At 60.7% G+C, this 19,103-nt stretch carries 24 protein-coding genes and 1 riboswitch; of the genes, 19 read left to right on the top strand and 5 right to left on the bottom strand.

Annotated elements, in window-relative coordinates:
• Positions 1–20: 20 nt before the first annotated feature.
• The 3 genes from ABW22_RS15445 to thiC are packed head-to-tail and all read right to left on the bottom strand — an operon-like array spanning position 21 to position 5,634.
• Positions 21–1,817: a sensor domain-containing diguanylate cyclase gene (locus ABW22_RS15445; protein ID WP_237763380.1), complete on the bottom strand. Its 1,797-nt coding sequence runs from the start codon at positions 1,815–1,817 to the stop codon at positions 21–23.
• The gene (locus ABW22_RS15440) at positions 1,818–3,689 is read right to left on the bottom strand and encodes an SEC-C metal-binding domain-containing protein (protein ID WP_059758880.1); all 1,872 of its coding nucleotides are present in this window, start codon (positions 3,687–3,689) and stop codon (positions 1,818–1,820) included.
• 13 nt (positions 3,690–3,702) lie between these two features.
• Entirely contained in the window at positions 3,703–5,634 is a 1,932-nt protein-coding gene (gene thiC / locus ABW22_RS15435; RefSeq protein WP_059758877.1) for a phosphomethylpyrimidine synthase ThiC, read from the bottom strand.
• A gap of 88 nt (positions 5,635–5,722) precedes the next feature.
• Positions 5,723–5,829: riboswitch (TPP riboswitch) on the bottom strand.
• A 72-nt stretch (positions 5,830–5,901) separates the two neighbouring features.
• Between thiC and ABW22_RS15430 the strand changes: the two genes are divergently transcribed.
• Genes ABW22_RS15430 through ABW22_RS15420 form a run of 3 tightly spaced genes read left to right on the top strand, consistent with a single transcriptional unit; the run spans position 5,902 to position 8,229 of the window.
• Positions 5,902–6,555 (top strand): protein-L-isoaspartate O-methyltransferase family protein, encoded by a 654-nt coding sequence (locus ABW22_RS15430; RefSeq protein WP_059758873.1) that lies wholly within the window; start codon positions 5,902–5,904, stop codon positions 6,553–6,555.
• Positions 6,556–6,565: 10 nt separating this feature from the next.
• Positions 6,566–6,883 (top strand): rhodanese-like domain-containing protein, encoded by a 318-nt coding sequence (locus ABW22_RS15425; RefSeq protein ID WP_059758869.1) that lies wholly within the window; start codon positions 6,566–6,568, stop codon positions 6,881–6,883.
• A 29-nt stretch (positions 6,884–6,912) separates the two neighbouring features.
• Positions 6,913–8,229, top strand: coding sequence for a TolC family outer membrane protein (locus ABW22_RS15420; RefSeq protein ID WP_059758864.1), 1,317 nt, complete (start codon positions 6,913–6,915; stop codon positions 8,227–8,229).
• Here the strand turns inward: ABW22_RS15420 and waaA are convergent.
• Positions 8,168–9,481, bottom strand: a complete 1,314-nt coding sequence (gene waaA, locus ABW22_RS15415) for a lipid IV(A) 3-deoxy-D-manno-octulosonic acid transferase (RefSeq protein WP_059758861.1) — start codon at positions 9,479–9,481, stop codon at positions 8,168–8,170. The genes ABW22_RS15420 and waaA overlap by 62 nt on opposite strands.
• Positions 9,482–9,536: 55 nt before the next feature.
• Here waaA and ABW22_RS15410 point away from each other — a divergent pair, with 55 nt between their 5' ends.
• The 16 genes from ABW22_RS15410 to ABW22_RS15335 all read left to right on the top strand — a co-directional run bounded on the left by ABW22_RS15410 (position 9,537) and on the right by ABW22_RS15335 (position 18,690).
• Positions 9,537–10,547, top strand: a complete 1,011-nt coding sequence (locus ABW22_RS15410) for an NAD-dependent epimerase (protein ID WP_059758858.1) — start codon at positions 9,537–9,539, stop codon at positions 10,545–10,547.
• A 74-nt stretch (positions 10,548–10,621) separates the two neighbouring features.
• Entirely contained in the window at positions 10,622–10,858 is a 237-nt protein-coding gene (locus tag ABW22_RS15405; RefSeq protein ID WP_059758855.1) for a DUF1902 domain-containing protein, read from the top strand.
• Positions 10,858–11,055 (top strand): type II toxin-antitoxin system HicA family toxin, encoded by a 198-nt coding sequence (locus ABW22_RS15400; RefSeq protein ID WP_059758850.1) that lies wholly within the window; start codon positions 10,858–10,860, stop codon positions 11,053–11,055. Before ABW22_RS15405 ends, ABW22_RS15400 begins: the two co-directional genes overlap by 1 nt.
• Positions 11,056–11,116: 61 nt before the next feature.
• On the top strand, positions 11,117–11,350 hold the full coding sequence (locus tag ABW22_RS15395; protein WP_202813971.1) for a hypothetical protein: 234 nt from the start codon (positions 11,117–11,119) through the stop codon (positions 11,348–11,350).
• 377 nt (positions 11,351–11,727) lie between these two features.
• The gene (locus tag ABW22_RS15390) at positions 11,728–12,438 is read left to right on the top strand and encodes a hypothetical protein (protein WP_059758846.1); all 711 of its coding nucleotides are present in this window, start codon (positions 11,728–11,730) and stop codon (positions 12,436–12,438) included.
• Between the two features lie 100 nt (positions 12,439–12,538).
• Positions 12,539–12,880, top strand: coding sequence for a transposase (locus tag ABW22_RS15385; protein ID WP_162264497.1), 342 nt, complete (start codon positions 12,539–12,541; stop codon positions 12,878–12,880).
• Positions 12,867–13,025, top strand: coding sequence for a hypothetical protein (locus ABW22_RS17500; RefSeq protein ID WP_157648596.1), 159 nt, complete (start codon positions 12,867–12,869; stop codon positions 13,023–13,025). Before ABW22_RS15385 ends, ABW22_RS17500 begins: the two co-directional genes overlap by 14 nt.
• Before the next feature lie 408 nt (positions 13,026–13,433).
• Entirely contained in the window at positions 13,434–13,757 is a 324-nt protein-coding gene (locus tag ABW22_RS17490) for a hypothetical protein (protein WP_157648677.1), read from the top strand.
• A 462-nt stretch (positions 13,758–14,219) separates the two neighbouring features.
• The gene (locus ABW22_RS17485; RefSeq protein WP_157648676.1) at positions 14,220–14,747 is read left to right on the top strand and encodes a hypothetical protein; all 528 of its coding nucleotides are present in this window, start codon (positions 14,220–14,222) and stop codon (positions 14,745–14,747) included.
• 205 nt (positions 14,748–14,952) lie between these two features.
• The gene (locus ABW22_RS15365; protein WP_193393319.1) at positions 14,953–15,165 is read left to right on the top strand and encodes an addiction module protein; all 213 of its coding nucleotides are present in this window, start codon (positions 14,953–14,955) and stop codon (positions 15,163–15,165) included.
• Positions 15,162–15,455, top strand: a complete 294-nt coding sequence (locus ABW22_RS15360; RefSeq protein ID WP_059758830.1) for a type II toxin-antitoxin system RelE/ParE family toxin — start codon at positions 15,162–15,164, stop codon at positions 15,453–15,455. Before ABW22_RS15365 ends, ABW22_RS15360 begins: the two co-directional genes overlap by 4 nt.
• Positions 15,410–15,769 (top strand): BrnT family toxin, encoded by a 360-nt coding sequence (locus tag ABW22_RS15355; RefSeq protein WP_237763379.1) that lies wholly within the window; start codon positions 15,410–15,412, stop codon positions 15,767–15,769. Before ABW22_RS15360 ends, ABW22_RS15355 begins: the two co-directional genes overlap by 46 nt.
• A 10-nt stretch (positions 15,770–15,779) precedes the next feature.
• Positions 15,780–16,049: a BrnA antitoxin family protein gene (locus ABW22_RS15350; protein ID WP_237763378.1), complete on the top strand. Its 270-nt coding sequence runs from the start codon at positions 15,780–15,782 to the stop codon at positions 16,047–16,049.
• A gap of 33 nt (positions 16,050–16,082) precedes the next feature.
• Positions 16,083–16,283, top strand: coding sequence for a type II toxin-antitoxin system VapB family antitoxin (locus tag ABW22_RS15345; RefSeq protein ID WP_059758824.1), 201 nt, complete (start codon positions 16,083–16,085; stop codon positions 16,281–16,283).
• 76 nt (positions 16,284–16,359) lie between these two features.
• Positions 16,360–17,772 carry a DHA2 family efflux MFS transporter permease subunit gene (locus tag ABW22_RS15340; protein ID WP_059758821.1) on the top strand — a complete coding sequence of 471 codons (1,413 nt, stop codon included), beginning with the start codon at positions 16,360–16,362 and terminating at the stop codon, positions 17,770–17,772.
• A 300-nt stretch (positions 17,773–18,072) separates the two neighbouring features.
• Complete coding sequence (locus tag ABW22_RS15335) at positions 18,073–18,690, top strand: bactofilin family protein (protein WP_059758818.1); 618 nt, start codon at positions 18,073–18,075, stop codon at positions 18,688–18,690.
• Between the two features lie 78 nt (positions 18,691–18,768).
• Here ABW22_RS15335 and ABW22_RS15330 read toward each other — a convergent pair.
• The coding region (locus tag ABW22_RS15330) for a methionine adenosyltransferase domain-containing protein (protein ID WP_162264496.1) at positions 18,769–19,103 on the bottom strand (335 nt) is incomplete at its 5' end.

Here is a 19,103-nt window from a genome sequence, read left to right as displayed (position 1 = left end):
CCGCATCACCTGTAACGCCATTACAAGCCTTCGCGCGTTTGTGGCAGCGTGTCCTGACGGCCTTCGGAAAAGAAACCCTCCGGCATGCGCGCGGGATGCCCGGTCAAGCTGGCAGTTACCCGATCCCGGCCTTGCTGCTTGGACTGATACAGACACTCGTCGGCCGAGGCAATCAGGGCGTCCAGCGTGCTGTGGCCGCTCCTCTTTTGGGCGACCCCGAAACTGGCGGTGACGGCGGTTTTTCCCGTTGCGTAAGGAACACGCATTCCGGCTATCGCCGTGCGCAGCCTTTCCGCCAGTGCAGTCGCTTCATCCTGACTGGTTTCGGGCAGGAACACGATGAATTCCTCGCCGCCCCATCGGGCCAGGATGTCGCCCTGGCGGATGGATTGCTTGAGGATATTTGCCAGGGCCTTGAGCACCTCGTCGCCGTGTGCGTGACCATGGGCGTCGTTGATCTGCTTGAACAGGTCGAGGTCGAGCAGCATGACCGCGCTGTGATGTCCATGTCGAATTGCCTGACTCCACAGCGGGCTGGTCTTGTCGTAAAAGGCGCGCCGGTTGTTCAGGCCCGTCAGCGGATCCTGCTGTGCCAGGCGTTCGGCCAGGATCCGTTCTTCCTGCCCCATGCGCAACTGATAGGCCAGCGCCAGGGCAAGCAGGGTGGCATCGATCAGCATGCCGATTTCCACGGCGCGGAAGGTCCAGGTGTTATGCGGGATGAAGCCCCAGGTGGACAGCGTCGTCAACATCGCGCCCAGCATGGCGGCAAGGGCGGCGATGAGAAAGTATTTCGCCGGCTTCTGCCCGGCGCGCACCGAGATGACGCCGAGGAACAGCATGAGGCCGGAGAACAGGAACGCGAAGCTGAACGACGCGAGCAGCGCGACTGTCTGGCTGCCCGACAGGGTAGCCGCGCCCAGCAGGATGCCGAATGTCGCGCAAAAGCCAATGACAACCTTGCGAACGCGTGGGAAATACACCTGCAAATCCAGAAACCGGCTGGCGAACAGCAAGCCGCTGGCGCCGAAAAGGAACATCAGGACGGGGTTGGACCACTGCTGCCAATTCACCGAAATCGGCCAGAGCCAGGCGAAGCCATGACCGGTGTAGGCGACGTTCATCAGCACGAACATGCCCAGATAGACGGCATACAGCAGGTATTGCGAACCGCGCAGGCTGATGAAGAGGATGGCGTTGTAGGCCATCAAGGCCAGCAGGAACCCGTAGACGACGCCGTAACTCAGCTCCTGTTGCATTTGCCGGATCCGCGACGCCTCCAGACTCAACAAGCTGATGGGGACGACCATGGGATCGGGCGTTTCCACGCGGAGGAACACATCGGTGACGCCGGCCTCGAAAGCCTGATCAAACACAAAGTAGCGGCTCGCGACCGGACGCTGCGTGTAAGCCTGTTTGTCACCCACGCGGTAGGTCGCGGTGGTCCTGCCTTGGCGCTGAAAATAGACCTCCACCTGGTCGAGCCAGGCGGTCTCGATGGACAGCCGTCTTGGCTGGGCAGTCGCGGTCGGGTTGTCCACCGCGAAATGGATCCATACAGGCTTCGCGCCGATACCAAAACTCAACACCGGGCTTGTCCCGGGCAGGAATTTTCCCGCCTGGTAGGCGGCTATCGCATCGGGCAGCTTAAGCCGGCCGTGCTGCTCTTGCAGAAACTGCGTGGACAAGCCAATGGCGGATGCGTGATCCAGGGCTGCCGACAGCGGCGCGGCGGCAACCAGTGTGCTGCACAAAAAGGTGAGCAAACTAATGAGGCTGAACACAAGCCTGAAAATGGCGCGGCGCATTGCTGACATCTACGTCTGCGGTTGCTTGCCCTGCCTGATGTGCAATATTTGCCGCAGCCACGCCAGTCCGCCGCTTCGTTCCCAGATGTCCAGGTTGTCTTCGCGATAAAACCAGGCTTCGTCCTTGCCGCCCACGCTCACCATTCCTTCCCGAATCTGCGGGCGACGTGGGTTGGCTGCGACCAGCATTTTTCCAACTTCGGGAAAATCTGCATGGGTTTGTTTCAGCAGGGCAAGCGCTTCGTCCATACGCCCTGCCATGTAGAGCGCGAGGATATGACCGTATTGCATGATGGCCATGTCGCGGGGAAAGCGCGCAGCCAGGCGGAGCGCGTCGTCGATGCGATTGACGCGCAGGTAATGATGGATCAGCGGGTCGCGCAAGCCCTGATTGTCGTTGGGGTTGAGCGTGAGCACGCACCACTCCATCAAATCGATGGCGCGTTGCAGGTCGTCATGTGCGGCGTGATAGAAGGCCAGGCTGGCGAGCAGCCCGAGTGCCGGACGGTTTTCGCGCCAGCCCCACTCCAGCATCCGGCCTTCGGCGTGATGCTGCCCGATGACGAGCCGCAGCAAGGCTTCGGCGCGCAGGAGCAGCGGCAGCACAATGTCATCTTCCATCCCGCTGATGCGTGGCTCGGTGTCGTTTAGCGCCTGAACGATATCCCGCAGGATCTCGAAACTTTGCCAGGCCAGCGGTTGCTGCTCCAGCCAGGTCAGCCAGGGCAAGCGATCTTGCCAGTTGATGGCGGGGCTAGATTCCAGCAAGGCACGCGAATACGGTTCCCATTGCGCAAACAGCCGCTGCAATAATGCGTCCGGGTCAAGCGGGCCCGTGCTGTTTTCGGCAGGGTTGAGCGTGTAATGGCAGACAGGGGCAGGCAGACGCGTCATCAAATCAGCAAACTGCTGTAATGCGGGATGGTGTTCCTGCATGACGTTCAGCATGGAGCCGCCCAGATCGTCGGTGGCCTGGCGCAGGAACGCGATCAGATCCGCGTATTGCCCCGTCTTGTCTTTGGACAGACGGGCAATCCAGAACGCGGCACGCTCCTTGGCACGCGCATGTTCGCCCTGGCTTTTGAGTATCAGGATTTCGAGATGCGACAGGCCGGGATCATCGGGAGCAAGGCGCTGCGCCTGTTGAAACAAGGTCCAGGCCTGGTCGTATTCGCCACGGTCGGCATAAATGGTGCATTGCCGCTGCATAGCGGCGGCGCGCAGCGCTTTGTCGGGCGCGGCCATGGCGCGCGCCAGCAGGCGTTTCTTCTTGAGCGGGTTGTTCAGCCGCTCGTAACAGTCCAGCAGACAATAGAGCGCTGGCTCGGCGCGTTCGTCAAGCTTCTCCCAATCGGCAAACAGGCCTTCCAGCAGTTTGGCGGCTTCTTTGGCACTGCCATTGCTCATCCAGGTATTCGCCACATAGGCCAGCTCGTCCAGATTCATGTGCGCGAAGGGTAAATCCGCAAACTGTTTGGCGGGCACGGTCTCCAGCACATATAGCAGCATGCTGAATTCAGGCAAGCCCTGCTCCAGCCCTTCCACCGCCTGGCAACAGTGCTTGTATTTTTTGCCCGACCCGCACAGGCAGGGCTGGTTGCGCTCTGGCCTGGGCAGGGGACGCGGCCGGTAATGATTGCCGGGCAGCGGCGTCTTGTTCCAGATGGTTCTGGCAAACTGCATCAGGAAGCCGCGCCGAAAAACCGGGTCGTCCGGCAACTGGTCCATAAATTGCGGCGCAAGCAGCGGGGCATAAATCCGGAACCAGCCCATAAAACCCGCTGCTTCCTCGTCGAGCCCAATTCGCTGGGCAGCGCTATCGAGCAGAAACTCCAGCTCATCCACAATTCCGCCGGCATCGCCAGCGTGGAAATTTTCCACCGTTTCCCCCCTCTCACACTTTCCGATAGACCTCGGCGCCCTGCTTCACGAACTCCACCGCCTTCACCTCCATGCCTTTGGCCAGTGCGTCGGTTTCGCTCAGGCCTTCCTTGGCCGCATATTCGCGCACGTCCTGGGTGATTTTCATCGAGCAGAAATGCGGGCCGCACATCGAGCAGAAGTGCGCGACCTTGGCCGATTCCTTGGGCAGGGTTTCGTCGTGGAAGGACTTCGCCTTGTCGGGGTCGAGGCCGAGGTTGAACTGGTCGTCCCAGCGGAACTCGAAACGCGCCTTGCTCAATGCGTTGTCGCGAATCTGCACGCCCGGATGGCCCTTGGCCAGGTCGGCAGCGTGGGCGGCGAGTTTGTAAGTGATGATGCCTTCCTTGACGTCATCCTTGTTCGGCAGGCCGAGGTGCTCTTTCGGCGTAACGTAGCAGAGCATCGCAGTGCCGTACCAGCCGATCATGGCGGCGCCGATGCCACTGGTAATGTGGTCGTAGCCGGGCGCGATGTCGGTGGTGAGCGGGCCCAGCGTATAGAAAGGCGCTTCGTGGCATTGGTCGAGCTGGATGTCCATGTTCTCCTTGATCAACTGCATCGGCACGTGGCCGGGGCCTTCGATCATCACCTGTACGTCGTGCTTCCACGCCACCTGGGTCAGCTCGCCCAGCGTTTTCAGTTCGCCCAGTTGCGCATCGTCGTTAGCGTCGTAGATCGAGCCGGGACGCAGGCCATCGCCGAGCGAGAAGGCCACGTCGTAGGCCTTCATGATGTCGCAGATGTCTTCGAAGTGGGTGTAGAGGAAGCTCTCCTTGTGATGCGCAAGACACCACTTGGCCATGATCGAGCCGCCGCGCGACACGATGCCGGTCATGCGGTTGGCGGTCATCGGCACGTAGCGCAACAGCACGCCGGCGTGGATGGTGAAGTAATCGACGCCCTGCTCGGCCTGCTCGATGAGGGTGTCGCGGAACATTTCCCAGGTCAGCTCTTCGGCGCGGCCGTCGACCTTTTCCAGCGCCTGATAGATCGGCACCGTGCCGATCGGCACCGGCGAATTGCGGATGATCCACTCGCGCGTCTCGTGGATGTTCTTGCCGGTCGACAGGTCCATCACCGTATCGCCACCCCAGCGGATCGCCCAGGTCATCTTCTCGACTTCTTCCTGGATGCTGGAGCCGAGTGCGGAGTTGCCGATGTTGGCGTTGATCTTCACCAGGAAGTTGCGGCCGATGATCATCGGCTCGGATTCCGGGTGGTTGATGTTGTTGGGGATGATGGCACGGCCGCGGGCGATTTCGCTGCGCACGAATTCGGGGGTGATTTCGTTCTGCAGGCTGGCGCCGAAGTTCTGCCCCGGATGCTGCCGATTCATCATGGCGGCGAGCTTCTCGCCCAGTGGGCCGGATTGCTTCAGCGATTCCAGATAGGCGGCGCGGTTGTTGTTCTCGCGGATGGCGATGAATTCCATCTCCGGCGTGATGATGCCCTGGCGCGCGTAGTGCATCTGGCTGACGTTCATGCCCGCCCTGGCGCGGCGCGGGGTGCGGGCGAGATCGGGGAAACGCATCGCGGCGAGCGCCGGATTGGCGGCCTGCTGGCGGCCGTATTCCGAGCTCAGGTCACCCAGCACTTCGGTGTCGCCACGCGCCTCGATCCAGCGGGTGCGCAGCGCGGGCAGGCCCTGGCGAATGTCGATCTTCGCCGCCGGGTCGGAGTAGGGGCCCGAGCAGTCGTAGACGAAAATCGGCGGATTCTTCTCACCGCCCATGCTGGTGGGCGTGTCGTCCTGGCTAATCTCACGCATCGGCACGCGGATGTCGGGCTGGCTGCCCTGCACGTAAACCTTGCGCGAATTGGGCAGCGGCTGCACCGCGGCCTCGTCGACGTGGGCGGCGGCGGCGGTAAATGGGGCGGCTTGAGTGGGGATGGCGGCGTTCATGGTGGCGCTCCGGAAATCAGGAGGCGTCAGACGCGCCTCGCTGGTATTAAAGTCTGGAGGCTGTTGAACAGCCTCGCTGAAATAAAACGGAGGCCGGGAACGGCCTCCCTACGGCGGTTTCAACCGCATCAGGTTCAAAGGGTATGTCTCACTCCATCCGGAACAACATCCGGCTGGAGACCCCTGGCAAGCGGCTCAAGTTAGCCGAAATGTGGAATAATTGCAAGGCAAGACCCCATCTAACTTATTGATAATCAAGGGTACCGCATGGACATCGAGCAAGCGCGCTACAACATGGTGGAACAGCAGATCCGTCCCTGGGATGTGCTGGATCAGGACGTGCTGAACCTGCTGTTCAAGGTGCGCCGTGAGGATTTCGTTCCCGAAGCGCATCAGGCGCTGGCCTTCGTCGACATGGAAATCCCGCTCGGCCACGGACAGGCGATGTGGACGCCCAAGCTCGAGGCACGCATCCTCCAGGAACTCGCCATCCGCCCCACCGACCGCGTGCTGGAAATCGGCACCGGCAGCGGCTACCTCACCGCCCTGCTGGCCGCCCAGGCGGCCGGCGTGGTGTCGGTGGACATCCTCCCCGAATTCACCGCCGACGCGACGCACAAACTGCGCGCGCACGGCTTCGACAACGTGACGCTGCACACCGCCGACGCCGCCCGCGACTGGCCCGACGAAGCCGGCTTCGACGTCATCGTGCTGACCGGCTCGACGCCGCTGCTGTCGGATGCGTGGCTGCGCCGCCTCAAGGTCGGCGGACGGCTGTTCGCCATCACCGGCGTTGCGCCGGTGATGCTGGCGCAGCTGATCACCCGCACCGCGCCGGATGCCACCCGCAGCGTGACGCTGTTCGAAACCTGCGTGGCGTCGCTGGTCAATGCGCCGCAACCCGCCGCGTTCGTGTTCTGAGTCCGCTGCCATGCGCCAGTTCCGTCCCGCCGATCTCGCCGCCCATATCGAAACCGGACACACCCCGGTGCTGCTCGACGTGCGCGAACCGTGGGAATGGAACCTGTGCCGCCTGCCCGGCGCCATCCTGATTCCGATGCACGAACTGCCCGCACGTGTCGCGGAATTGAACAAGCAAGCGGAAACGGTGGTCATCTGCCATCATGGCGTGCGCAGTTTCCACGCGGCGCGCTATCTTGAAACCGTAGGGTTTGGCGACGTCATTAATCTGTCGGGCGGCGTCGCCGCCTGGGCCGACGAGGTCGATCCGGCCATGCCGCGCTACTGACCCAAACTTCAAGGACTGGATTCACCACCATGCAACTCAAGCCGCTTTTTATCGCACTGACGCTGGCGCTGGCGCCCGCCGCCCACGCAACGAACCTGGCCGATGTTTTGCGCGACGCGCAGGCCTACGATGCGCAGTACGCCGCCGCCCGCGCCGCCCGCCAGGCTGGCCAGGAAAAGGCGGTGCAGGGCCGCGCCGGCCTGCTGCCCAACGTCAATCTGGGCGGCAACGTGCGCTACAACAGCCTCGAATCCAGCCTGCCCGGCGGCGACGCCGATTATGATTCCAACGGCCTGTCGCTGACCGCCGCGCAACCCATCTACCGCAAGCAGAATCAGGTGCAGTACGCGCAGGCCAAGGAACAGGTGAAGATCGCCGACATGCAGTTCAGAGTCGCCGAGCAGGACCTGATCCTGCGTGTCGCGCAAGCCTATTTCGACGTGCTGGAGTCGCAGGACAACATCGCCTTCATCGATGCGCAAAAATCCGCCATCACCGAACAGCTGGCTTTTGCCAAACGCAACTTCGAGGTCGGCACCGCCACCATCACCGACACCCATGAAGCGCAAGCGCGCTTCGACCTCGCAGTCGCGCAGGAAATCGCCGAGCTGAACAGCCTCAACATCCGCCTGCGCGCACTGGAAAAACTCATCGGCAAGCCGGCCGGCACGCTCGACACGCTGGTCGACCCGGCACAGCTGAAAGCCGGGTCCGGCAACATCGACGATTGGGCCGCACGCGCCGCCGAAGGCAACCTGCAGGCCGAAATCCAGCGCATCGCCAAGACCATCGCCGACCAGGAAGTCGACCGCAACCGCGCCGGCCACCATCCCACGCTGGATGCCGTCGCCAGCTACGCCATCAACAACGGCCAGAATTTTGGCCCGCAGCAGGTGGACACCCGGGTCGCCAGCGTCGGCGTGGAGCTCAATCTGCCGATTTACCAGGGCGGGCTGACCAGCTCGCGCGTGCGCGAAGCCGTCTCCAACCAGGAAAAGGCGCGTCAGGAAGTTGAAGTCGCCACCCGCGAAGCCGGCCTGCAGGCCCGCCAGGCCTGGCTCAACGTCAACAGCGGCGTCGCCCGCGTGCGTGCGCTGGAACAAGCGCTGGTCTCGACCAAAGCGCAGCTCGATTCCACCAAGCTCGGCCTGGAGGTCGGCGTGCGCACCAACCTCGACGTGCTGAACGCCGAGCAGCAGGTGCTGTCCGCCCAACGCGACCTGGCCGGCGCGCGCTACGCCTCCCTGCTGTCGGGCCTGTCGCTCAAGGCCGCCGTCGGCAGCCTCAGCCCCGAGGACCTGGCCGAGATCGACCAGCACCTGCGTCCGCCAGCAGCGGTGCGATAAGCCCCGCCACCCGCGCCGCCGCGCCGCGGTGGCGCGCGGCGAAGGCCAGGCCGGCCTCGCCCATGCGGGCGCGCATCGACGCATCATTCAACAGTTTCAACGCATTCGCCAGCAGGTCGGCGGCGTCACTCACCCGCACCGCTGCGCCGGCTTTGATCGCCAGCCGCGTCGCCTCCTCGAAATTGAAGGTGTGCGGCCCCACCAGCACCGGGCGCCCCACGCTCGCCGCCTCGATCAGGTTCTGCCCGCCCAGCGGCATCAGGCTGCCGCCGACAAAGGCCACATCGCACGCCGCGTAATACGCGAACAGTTCGCCCAGGCTGTCGCCCAGCAGCACCCGCGTTTTCACACTCATTGCGGCGCCATCCAGCGCGCTGCGGCGCTGGTACGGCAAACCCACCGCTTCGATCAGCCCTGCCACCGCGTCGAACCGCTGCGGATGGCGCGGCACCAGCACCAGCAACACCTCCGACGGCGCCCTGTCGGCAAAGGCGCGCAACAGCGGCGCCTCTTCGCCCTCGCGCGTGCTGGCAGCAAGCAGCACCGGGCGCGGTCCCCATTTCGCTTTCCAGGCCGCGCCGCGTTCGAGTTGCGCTTCCGGCGGCGTGATGTCGAACTTGAGATTGCCGGCAACCTGGGGGGAAGCCGCGCCCCGTTTTTCCAGACGCGCGGCGTCGGCGTCAGTCTGCGCGGCAACGACCGCGATCCGCTGCAGGCAGGCCCGCGTCAGCGCCGGCAGCCGCGCGTAGCCGTGCGCCGAACGTTCGGACAGCCGCGCGTTCGCCAGCACCAGCGGCACGCCTGCCCGTGCGGCCGCATGGATGAGGTTGGGCCACAGCTCGGTTTCCATCAGGATGCCGACGCGCGGCCGCAGGCGGCGCATGAAGCGGCGCGTCGAACCGGCGTAGTCGTAGGGCAGATAGACGATGTGGGCAAAATCGCCGTAGAGCGACTCGGCAGTGGCGCGCCCGGTTGGCGTCATGCAGGTGAGCAGCACGGGGGCATCCGGATGCGCGTCGCGCAGCGCGGCAATCAGCGGCTCCGCCGCGCGCATCTCGCCGACCGACACCGCATGAATCCACAGCGCGCCGGTGACCGGCGCGGGGCCGAGCGCCAGCCGCTCATTCCAGTGCTGCCAATAACCGCGCTCGCGCCGACCGTGCCACAGCAGACGCAGCGGAATCAGCGGCGCGGCCAGCAGCAGGGCCAGCCGATACAGACTCCAGTCGAGTAACAGGCGCAGGGTGGGCATCGCCGGATTGTAAAGGGCGCGGTGCTAGAATCGATGCGACTTTGGAGGACCAACAATGAAAATCCTGCTCACCGGCGCCGCCGGGTTTATCGGCATGCACGTCGCGCAAATCCTGTTGAAGCGCGGCGACGAGGTCGTCGGCATCGACAACCTCAACGACTACTACGACCCGGCGCTCAAACTCGCGCGGCTGGAACAGCTGAAGCCCTACCCCAACTTCCGCTTCCTCAAGGACGACATCTCCGACCGCATGGTGATGGAAGACCTGTTCGAAAAGGGTCACTTCGACGCCGTCATCAACCTCGCCGCGCAGGCCGGCGTGCGCTACTCGCTGAAGAATCCGCACGCCTACGTGCAGTCGAACATCGTCGGCTTTGCCCACCTGCTCGAAGGCTGCCGCCACCACGGCGTCAAGCACTTCGTCTACGCCAGCTCCTCCAGCGTGTACGGCGCCAACACCAAGATCCCGTTCTCCACCCACGACCCGGTCAACCACCCGGTGAGCCTGTACGCCGCGAGCAAGAAGGCCAACGAGCTGATGGCGCACACCTACTCGCACCTCTACGGCCTGCCCACCACCGGCCTGCGCTACTTCACCGTCTACGGCCCGTGGGGCCGGCCCGACATGTCGCCGTGGCTATTCACCTCCGCCATCCTGGAAAACCGCACCATCGACGTCTTCAACCACGGCGACATGATGCGCGACTTCACCTACATCGACGACATTGCCGACGGCACCGTCAAAGTGCTCGACCGCATCCCGCAGCCGAATCCAAACTTCGACCACAAGAATCCCGACCCGGCATCGAGCCACGCGCCCTACCGCCTCTACAACATCGGCAACCACACCCCGGTGCAGCTGATGGACTTCATCGGCACCATCGAAGCCGCGCTCGGTCAGACCGCGAAGAAGAACTTCCTGCCGATGCAGGACGGCGACGTGCAGGCGACCTACGCCGATATCGACGAGCTGGTTCGCGACACCGGCTTCAAGCCGGCGACGACGCTGGAATACGGGATCGGGAAATGGGTGGAGTGGTATCGGGGATACAAGCGGCTGGGGTGATCCCCTGCTCGCCCTCGCTTCAAACAAATGGGATTAGAATCCCCTGACCGTATCCAACGATAGTGAGGTGTGCCATGCAAAAAGCGCTATTCATTCGTGCCGAGTGGGACGACGAAGCGTCCGTCTGGGTTGCCACGTCCGATGACGTGCCCGGACTCGCCACCGAAGCCGATACCCTGGAAGCCCTGTCCACCAAGCTGGAAAGCCTGGTGCCCGAACTGCTGGAGGCCAATGGATACCTGAATGTTGGCGATATCCCCTTTGAACTGCTTGCCAGAAAATACTCCGTCGCTCACGGCATCCACTGCTGATGGGTAGCAGCTTCACCCCGGAACTCATTCGCCTGCTACGCGAGGCGAGCTGCAAATTCGAACGGCCCGGCAAGGGCGACCACGATATTTGGTTTTCCCCCATCACCGGCGTGCGCTTTCCGGTCGACCACAAAATCAAGTCACGTCATACCGCGAACGCGGTGCTCAAACAGGCTGGTTTACCGAAGGGATTTTGAAACTATCGTGTCTGACCCTGAATCTCTGTCGGTACGCAAACGAACCAAGATAGGTGACACGATGAGCAAGAAGCAGACAGCACACGACGACGATATGCCAGCTGAGGTCGATTTCTCAAAGGGCGCGCGCGGGAAGTTTTACCACCCCGGCGCGAAATTCAATCTGCCGGTGTATCTCGATGATCAGGTGCAAACCCGCCTCACGGCGCTGGCCAGCGCCAAGGGGGTCGATCTGTCGACATTGGTCAATGATCTGCTCAGGAAGGATATCGAGCTGATCGAGATGGCGCGGTAGGGAATTAATGTGTGCCTGGCCCCTTTGATTTTATCAGGTGCAAACCCGCCTCACAGCGCTAGCCAACGCCAAGGGGGTCGAGTTGTCGACATTGGTCAATGATCTGCTCAGGAAGGATATCGAACTGATCGAGATGGCGCGGTAGTGCGTAATAAGGATAGCGTCCCTGCCCCTTCAGCATAGCCACGCCATGCAGATTTTTAATTCATGGAAATGTTGCATTGAAAGGCCTGACCCTGAACTTTTTTGGTTGCCCTATTGATTCTGAGTCCCCAGGCAAAGCCAGAGGGTTACTTCACGGAGTTAATGTGTGCCTGGCCCCTTTGATTCGATATTGACAGATTGATAAATTATCACCGAACATTAAAGGAAAAACCATGAATACCGCTGTGATCAAATCTTCGAAACTGACCCGCTTGAGCGGGGCCTTGGTGCTGGCGACGGCCGCGATGTTGGCGCTGCCAGGTTGCGTAGGGGTGGTCCATATGTTGAAGGCTGACATGGACCCCGTTGCCGGCAAGGTGTACCGATTTAAGCTGTATGACATCGGAGGCTATTACGACGAGGCCGGCTACGAGAAATCCGACACAGGACTCACACTTTATAAAACGGCCCAACTCGGGTTCAAAGTATTCGGTGGCGCCGCAACCCTAGAGCAGGCCGCGCCCTACCGGTGGACGGTCCCCGGGTCGGACGGCGCCTGGGAGGGGGTCAACGCGTTCAATAACGGGCCCATTGGAAAAATGGGCGCCTTCGTCAACGAAGGCGTTCCGTTGCTGAAGGCTGGCGATCTGGTAGACGTCTACGTCCCGGCAGCCTTGACCCTGAAAGACCGCAAAGGCCTGACGGTGATCCGCCTAGTCTGCATGGCCGAAGACAAAGCCTGCATCAAGCGTGAAAAAGGCAACCATCGCAAGGCCTACGGCTGGGTGGTCCAGCCCAAGGGGCAGTTCGACGAACGGCTCCTGAACGTAACTCCGCACATGGACCTGACCGGACACTGGCTGCCGGGGAAGGAACCTAAACGCCCCGTCTTGCCGGCCGGCGCGACGGGCGCGGCCCCCAAGGCCAGCGGCTGGGGGAGCTGACCCCGTCTTTATTGCTGGAGGTCCACGCCTCTGTCGTAAGGAAAATGGGGTCGAAGGAAAATGGGGTCGGACACGATTGTTAAACTTGCGATTGTTAAACTTGAATATCGTGTCTGACCCTATTTTGACTATTCCCTATTTTGACTATTTTGACGAGCGATGGAGCATCGAGACCGCATTTGCCGAAATCAAGACCACGCTCAAAGGCGCAGACATTGTGCTGCGTAGCAAAACGCCAGAGTTGGTGCGCCAGGAGTTCTGGGGGTTGTTGTTAGCCCACCATGTGGTGCGCAAACTGATGCTGGAGGCAGCGCTCTCACGCCAGCGAACGCCGGATACGCTCAGCTTCAAACACAGCCTGTCATTGATCCGCCGCAAACTTCCAGACAGCGGCGCCGTTCCCCCCAGAGGACTTCCAGAAGTGGTGGTTGGCGTTGATTAAAGCCGCAGCCAGCGGCAGGCTGACCAGTCCAAAAGGACGATCAAATCCTCGCGTGGTCAAGCGACGAACCAAGCAACATCCGCCGCGCAAGGGCGATGAAATTATGAATATCCGTCAGGATTGGACACCGGTGATTGTTAAGTGAACAGCATTGGGTCTGACCCCAATGCTGTTCCTATTTGGGTGTGGTGACCTGGCCCGGTGGGGCAGATATGGATCCAGCCTGGATGTATGAACAGATCAGGGAGAATAAATCGTGGTCTGTCCCGTTTTGATTATAACGACATGGAAATGGATTCCGGCGTGGGGACGTGTGGCAAGGAAGGGCAGAGCGTGCCGGTCGGCGTGGGGCAGCCGACGCTGAGGATCGATGGGTTGACGGTGGGTGGGACGGCGTAAGGTTGGCTTTGAGAAACATGTGGCGCATGCCCGTTGGTTATTGCCTTACGCTGGCTGGGCGTTTACGACTACTATTCGGCTTCAAACGTTCGGCGCATTACGCTTACGGCTAATGCGTTCTATGCGAGCTTCCGCAATCACATGAGGAAAAAACATGCCTAGAACAATCCGTTCCCGAAATCTCGATTTAATCCGCTGGCTCGATTGTGGGCATAAACATACAGCGAAGAAACTTGATGCGATTACAAATACAAATTACCTATCCAAGATGGCCACTGGCGAAATGGAGATCAGTGATCGGAAGGCTCGTTCAATAGAAAAGACGCTCGACTTTCCTGTTGGCTGGTTGGATCGGGACAATGTAGCCCTGATAATGACAGCTGCTATTGATTTTGAACTTCACCGACTGCTTGTGGATTACCCTGAGGACGCGAAGGCTGGGCTGGTGAAATTCCTCATAGCAGGGCCAAAACAGTAGAAGGGGCATGTTCGATTCTGGTCGATCCATTTTTAAACGTATCCCTGTTAGCCACGACGTACCGCACATGTCACACATTGAAGGTGGGAGAAAACTATGTTGAGCTTTAATAAGCGCGTTGGCCTCGTTGTGATGGTTGTTTCTGTGGTTGCCTCTGTAATAGCGTTTTTGATTTCGGGTTCGAACTGTCAATTCTGTGATTATAGCGACGTGAGCATGTTGAAGCTCGTGATGGATGTCTTCACCATCCATCTGTCAGAAGATATTGCTATCCCTACAAAGTACTTTCTCTTTTTTTTCCTAAGCACATTCGGAACTGGTCTTCTTTTCTATCTTGAAGCGTTGGATTTACTGTCGTGGTTAGCTCCCTCTGCGGAGACAGAGAACATAGAAAACAAATAGGGTTGCCAATAAACGAAACAACATGGGACAGACCACGACTTTCCGCATTCGACGAGAGCAATGACCATGCAGACCCCGCCATCGCCAGAAGTGAAAGTGCCTTCCCTCACTCGCGCAGTTGTTCTCGCGATACTTTTAATCATAATCGATGCGCTCTGGTTGAACCAAGGTGTCATAGCTATCCTGGTTGGCCTCGGCCTTTTGTTTATCGGGCTGCCACGCACGCTCCTTCGCAAATTTGTACCCGTTCGTTCGCAGCGTCTGAGAAACCTCGGTGTTTACCTGTCGGCTGTCGCCCTCGTTTTTCTCCTCAATACCTTGAACAACCGGCTCGCCCAAAGCCGCGCCGAAGTTCTGGTTTCTGCTGTGAAATCGTTTCACTCCGAGAATCAGCGTTATCCCCAATCACTTGAAGAACTCGTGCCCAGATATATCGAACAAGTTCCTCTTGCAAAATACACTTTGATGTTCAATCAGTTCGGGTATATCGCCTCTGATAACGGCACATATTTGGAATACATGGATATGCCACCGTTCGGCCGCCCGGTTTACTCTTTCTCTAGGAATGAATGGTTTTACCTCGATTAGCGGCTACTAATTAACATGAACGGGGACACGATTCTGCGCACTACTCGCGGGACGCCGTCTGGCCGCTCGACCCGGCAAAACGCATTCTTGAGCCAGCTCGTTATACGGCATAAAATCCCTAAGCAGCTTGCGCACAAAGGGACTCCGACCCATGATGGGATGAAGCCCATGCGGAATCGTATGCGCCACCTCAAAGGAAGCGACCATGTTGATAGCTACGGAAAATCTCTCGCGTATCGAAAAGCTTCGCATCATCGAACAGCTCTGGGACGAGCTTTCCCGCGATCCCGGGGATATCGAATCGCCCGCGTGGCATGCGGATGCCTTGCGTGAGGCCGAAAGGGCGGTTGCGAACGGAGAAACCGGGTTTTTGGACTGGGAACAGGCCAAAGCACGTTTGCGCCAAGGCGGGGCATGAAAATACGCATTCTCAGCCTGGCCGTCGGTGATCTTGAAGCGGGCAGAGATTTTTACGAGCGCCAACAACCCAACCTGGGCGTTTATTTCCTGGATACGCTGTTCTCCGACATCGAAGCCTTGTTGTTGCATGCAGGTGTTCACGCGCAATTTTTTGGCTATTTTCGTGCCCTGTCCAAGCGGTTTCCGTATGCCATTTACTACAAGTTCAACGGCGACGACATCGAAATCTGGCGGGTGCTGGATTGCCGTCAAAACCCCAAACGGACTGCGACCGCTTTACGCGGGTAAGCCATGGCCCCATTTGCTTCCTTCGACGCTGCCAATCACCTCAGTGGGATGAAAGCTTCGACCCGGCCGAGGATTTATCGAACCAGGGCAAGCATGGCGTTTCGCTGGCACTGGCGGTCGAGCTCGATTGGGAAGCCGCGCGGGTGTGGGTGGATGAACGGATCGAATACGGCGAAGCGCGCATGATCGCGCTTGCTCCGAAAACCGGCATCCTTTACTACGTGGCCTTTGTTGATCGCAGCAGGGCAAGACGCATCATCAGCCTGCGCCACGCCAATCGTCGTGAGGTGAAACATTATGTCCAAAGGTTCTAAGCGTCCTGCCATGGCAATGCCCACAGTGGAAGAAGACAAGGCGATCACCGCCGCTGCCCGCAGCGATCCGGATGTGCAACCACTCACGCCGAAGCAGTTGAAAAGCATGGTGCCTCTGCGCACGCTGCGTGGCCGGCCCAAGTCGGACAACAAGAAGCTGCTGGTTTCGGTGCGCTACAGCCCCGAGGTTGTGGCGTATTTCAAATCCACGGGTGAAGGCTGGCAGTCGCGCATGGACGAAGCCTTGCGCGAGTACGTTGAGCAACACCGCGCAGCGTAGTCAGCGCCCAGGCATTGGGTACAAAACATCACGATGCGTACTACGGTCAATCTCGATGATGCTCTGCTGGAACACGCCCAGGCGCTGACCGGCGTGCAGGAGCGCTCCGCTTTGCTGCGCGAGGCCTTGAACGCGCTCATTCAACGCGAAAACGCGCGCCGGCTGGCGCAACTTGGTGGTAGCCAACCCGATCTGAGCCCCATCTCCCGACGCCGCAACTCCGTGAAGTCGTGATCCAGGAACCGGGGACAAATCACGGTTTCCTGCACGTAAACCGAGTTGTTCAGAACCGACCATTTCACTCCCACAAATGAACCCTTCCACGGTTAAAACCTACCTGCCCTGGGTCGTGGCCGTGGCGCTGTTCATGGAGCAGCTGGATACCACCATCGTCAATACGGCGGTGCCGGCGATGGCGGAGAGCCTGCAGGTGGCGCCGTTGAGCCTGAAGGCGGTGGTGACGAGCTACATCCTGAGCCTGGCGGTGTGCATTCCGGTGAGCGGCTGGATGGCGGACCGCTTCGGCACGCGCCGCGTGTTCTCAATCGCGGTCGCGATCTTCACCTTTGCCTCGATCCTGTGCGGCCTGGCGCAGAACGCGCCGATGCTGGTGGCGGGGCGCATTCTGCAGGGCGTGGGCGCGGCGATGATGATGCCGGTGGGGCGATTGGCGATCATCCGCACCTTTCCCAAATCGGAACTGTTGCGGGCGATGAACTTCGTCATCATCCCGGCGCTGATCGGGCCCCTGCTCGGGCCCACGGTCGGCGGGCTGATCGTGCACTGGCTGACGTGGCGCTATATCTTTTTCATCAATGTGCCGGTGGGACTGGTGGCGCTGTGGCTGGCGCAGCGCCACATGCCGGACTATCGCGGCGATGCGAAGCGGCCGCTGGACGTCGTCGGCCTGGTGCTGTTCGGCAGCGGCGCGGCGCTACTGTCCTGGTTGCTGGAAATCTTTGGCGAGCATCAACTCGACGCGACCTCGGGTGCGCTTCTGCTGGCGCTCAGCCTCGGCCTGCTGGCCGCGTATGTCTGGCATGCCCGCCGCACGTCGCATCCGCTGCTGCGTCTTTCGCTGTTTCGGGTGCGCACGTTTCGCGTCTCGGTGATGGGCGGTTTCATCACGCGCCTGGGGGTGGGGGGACTTCCGTTTCTGCTGCCGCTCCTCTACCAGCTCGGCCTCGGCATGCCGGCCTGGCAGTCGGGCCTGCTGATGATGCCCATCGCTGCGGCGGCGATGGGGATGAAGCTCGTCTCCTCGCGGGTGCTGGCGCGCTTTGGCTACCGGCGAATCCTGATCGTGAACACCGTCATGATCGGCGCCGTCGTCAGCCTCTTCTCGCTGATGACCCCGGCCACGCCGATCCTGCTGATCGTGCTGTTGGGCCTGGCGTTCGGTTTCTTCAATTCGCTGCAATACACCAGCATGAATTCGATGGCCTTTGCCGACATCGACACGCCCGACTCGAGCATGGCCAGCACCATCGCCAGTTCGCTGCAGCAGATGTCGATGAGCTTCGGGCTGGCGTGTGGATCGCTGATCGCCGGCTGGTATCTGGGCGACCTGCCGCAGACCGACCGCACGGCGGTGACGACCGCGCTGCACTACGCCTTTCTGACGCTGGGCGGCCTGACCGTGCTGTCGTCACTGTCGTTCTGGTCGCTCCGCCCCCGGGATGGTGAAAGTGTCAGCCGGGGAAAGGTGCTCGAGGTGGAATAAGCGCAGGCCGGCATTTGTACATCTGCGCGTGTCGCCATCTGACGACACGCGCAACCCGTCCTAACTTTCTGTTTTATTGAGTCATTCTCAAAACCCGCTTATTTCAACGTCGCCATCAGGCGACATTCGGCGCGGTCCGCTGCCCTGAACGACCCAAACAATTTCATTATCTGGTTGTTTATTAACAGATTTATTCTGTTGGCCCGGATATTGCTGAGTGGGTCGTGTTGCGGCCATTTCCATGGCCGCAACCGCGCTATGGCGTTTCCGCAACCCAGCTCACCGAAAGAGTCCCTTCCCATGCTCAAAAACTTTATGCACCCCGGCAACGTAAAAACCGATTCGAACAGGGCGAGCCATTCGGCGCACGAACCCGCCAAGCGAGCCGAGCCCGTCAAGCCGGTCGAGGCCGCCAAGGCAGAAGCCTACCCGGAAGCCACAAAGAACGCGCCGAGCGAAGATGGCAACAAGCTCATCGTCGGGCCGAACATCAAGCTGAAGGGCTCTGAAATCACCGATTGCGAGATTCTGGTGGTGGAAGGCCGCGTGGAAGCGTCGATGAACAGCCGCGATATTCGCATTGCCGAAGGTGGCGTGTTTTCGGGCAAGGCCGAGATCGACGTGGCGGAAGTGCGCGGCACCTTTGAAGGCGAGCTGACCGCCCGCAAACGGCTGGTGATTTACGCCACGGGCAAGGTCTCCGGTGTAATCCGCTACGGGGCGCTGATGGTCGAGGAAGGCGGCAGCATCGCCGGTGACGTGGCGACGCTTTCAGCCACCGCACGCCTGACCAAAGTACCGGAAACGCCTGCGCAAACCCCGGCGGCGGAACCGGTTCAAGAAAAGGCAGCAGGGCTGGAACAGATCCAGTTCGGCTCCACCCTGGCCCGAAACCAGGCGGGGAAACGTCAGGGCTGATCGCGGCCTGAAGGGGACTGTCTGCGATGAGAGACATTCTCCTCCGACGCGGCCATGCCGAATCGGCTCACTTCAGGATCAGGCGCTAAACAGCGCCAGCTTTTGCGCCTGATCAACGCGTTCCCAGTTGAAGTCCGGCTCGGCCCGCCCAAAATGTCCGTACGCGGCAGTCTGCCGATAGATGGGTCGGCGTAAGTCGAGGCTGTCGATGATGCCGCGCGGGGTCAGCTTGAAGGTGCCGCGCACCATCGCTTCCAGCTTTTCATCCGGCACGGTTCCGGTGCCGTAGGTTTCGATCAGCAGGGAAACCGGCTCGGCCACGCCGATGGCATACGCCAGCTGAACCAAGCAACGCCTGGCATAGCCCGCCGCCACCAGATTCTTGGCAATATATCGCGCCATATAGGCCGCCG

Origin of the sequence: Thiobacillus denitrificans, from assembly GCF_001530125.1 — a bacterium.
Classification (GTDB): Bacteria; Pseudomonadota; Gammaproteobacteria; order Burkholderiales; family Thiobacillaceae; genus Thiobacillus; species Thiobacillus denitrificans_C.
The sequence above is the reverse complement of the archived record's forward strand: the minus strand, read 5'-3'. Positions and strand labels throughout refer to the sequence as shown.

What these genes read in the sequence shown, in the direction of transcription:
- ABW22_RS15400 (WP_059758850.1), top strand. Translation starts at nt 10,858, where the DNA reads ATGGGTAGCAGCTTCACCCCGGAACTCATTCGCCTGCTACGCGAGGCG.
- ABW22_RS15335 (WP_059758818.1), top strand. Translation starts at nt 18,073, where the DNA reads ATGCTCAAAAACTTTATGCACCCCGGCAACGTAAAAACCGATTCGAAC.
- ABW22_RS15405 (WP_059758855.1), top strand. Translation starts at nt 10,622, where the DNA reads ATGCAAAAAGCGCTATTCATTCGTGCCGAGTGGGACGACGAAGCGTCC.
- ABW22_RS15430 (WP_059758873.1), top strand. Translation starts at nt 5,902, where the DNA reads ATGGACATCGAGCAAGCGCGCTACAACATGGTGGAACAGCAGATCCGT.
- ABW22_RS15390 (WP_059758846.1), top strand. Translation starts at nt 11,728, where the DNA reads ATGAATACCGCTGTGATCAAATCTTCGAAACTGACCCGCTTGAGCGGG.
- ABW22_RS15340 (WP_059758821.1), top strand. Translation starts at nt 16,360, where the DNA reads ATGAACCCTTCCACGGTTAAAACCTACCTGCCCTGGGTCGTGGCCGTG.
- ABW22_RS15365 (WP_193393319.1), top strand. Translation starts at nt 14,953, where the DNA reads ATGTTGATAGCTACGGAAAATCTCTCGCGTATCGAAAAGCTTCGCATC.
- ABW22_RS17490 (WP_157648677.1), top strand. Translation starts at nt 13,434, where the DNA reads ATGCCTAGAACAATCCGTTCCCGAAATCTCGATTTAATCCGCTGGCTC.
- ABW22_RS17485 (WP_157648676.1), top strand. Translation starts at nt 14,220, where the DNA reads ATGACCATGCAGACCCCGCCATCGCCAGAAGTGAAAGTGCCTTCCCTC.
- ABW22_RS15360 (WP_059758830.1), top strand. Translation starts at nt 15,162, where the DNA reads ATGAAAATACGCATTCTCAGCCTGGCCGTCGGTGATCTTGAAGCGGGC.
- ABW22_RS15395 (WP_202813971.1), top strand. Translation starts at nt 11,117, where the DNA reads ATGAGCAAGAAGCAGACAGCACACGACGACGATATGCCAGCTGAGGTC.
- ABW22_RS15345 (WP_059758824.1), top strand. Translation starts at nt 16,083, where the DNA reads ATGCGTACTACGGTCAATCTCGATGATGCTCTGCTGGAACACGCCCAG.
- ABW22_RS15410 (WP_059758858.1), top strand. Translation starts at nt 9,537, where the DNA reads ATGAAAATCCTGCTCACCGGCGCCGCCGGGTTTATCGGCATGCACGTC.
- ABW22_RS15445 (WP_237763380.1), bottom strand. Translation starts at nt 1,817, where the DNA reads ATGTCAGCAATGCGCCGCGCCATTTTCAGGCTTGTGTTCAGCCTCATT.
- thiC (WP_059758877.1), bottom strand. Translation starts at nt 5,634, where the DNA reads ATGAACGCCGCCATCCCCACTCAAGCCGCCCCATTTACCGCCGCCGCC.
- waaA (WP_059758861.1), bottom strand. Translation starts at nt 9,481, where the DNA reads ATGCCCACCCTGCGCCTGTTACTCGACTGGAGTCTGTATCGGCTGGCC.
- ABW22_RS15425 (WP_059758869.1), top strand. Translation starts at nt 6,566, where the DNA reads ATGCGCCAGTTCCGTCCCGCCGATCTCGCCGCCCATATCGAAACCGGA.
- ABW22_RS15420 (WP_059758864.1), top strand. Translation starts at nt 6,913, where the DNA reads ATGCAACTCAAGCCGCTTTTTATCGCACTGACGCTGGCGCTGGCGCCC.
- ABW22_RS15350 (WP_237763378.1), top strand. Translation starts at nt 15,780, where the DNA reads ATGGCAATGCCCACAGTGGAAGAAGACAAGGCGATCACCGCCGCTGCC.